The 518-nt window shown below is 45.2% G+C and carries 1 protein-coding gene; it reads right to left on the bottom strand.

Annotated features, from left to right (window positions below; translation table 11 throughout):
* Positions 1–79: 79 nt before the first annotated feature.
* Positions 80–518, bottom strand: a 439-nt coding sequence (rrtA, locus tag R7190_RS30765; protein WP_318138328.1) for a rhombosortase, incomplete at its 5' end; no start/stop codon positions are given.

The following is a 518-nucleotide window of genomic DNA, read 5'->3' as shown; positions in this document are numbered from 1 at the left end:
GACCATTGTATTATTACTGAGCTTTCGTTTCCGGTTACTGCTTTCCCGAACCAAACCCTCTTTCGTGGTTCGGGATTTTTTATCCAAATATACGGCGATGGAATCCTTTCTCTACTAATGCCATACCTAAGCCTCCCATTGCACCAAACAGATGTGCATCAACAGCAACACGAGCGCCTATCATTGCAGCAGTGCTGGTTGAAGGGCCATAAAATTGCTCCCATGCGATTTTCGCAATAAGTCCGGCGACTAAGAGTAGGCTACTTCTTCTGTTTTCAAACACTTCTCTGAGAGCACAAAAACCAAACAAACCGTGTAAGACGCCAGACAAGCCGACATAGACTGACATGCTAGTCAGTAAGTTCATTGCGCCGACAAAGGCACAAAGCAAAAGAAAAACAATCGAGAAGTTGCGTGCACTAGGACGGAATATAAACGCGATAACCCATAATCCTGCCAAGTTCATTCCAAGGTGGGCAAAGTTGGTATGCGTGAAATTTCCTGTTACGATTCGCCAC

This window comes from Vibrio sp. 1078-1 (genome assembly GCF_033340475.1).
This window is presented reverse-complemented; position numbering and strand designations above follow the sequence as displayed.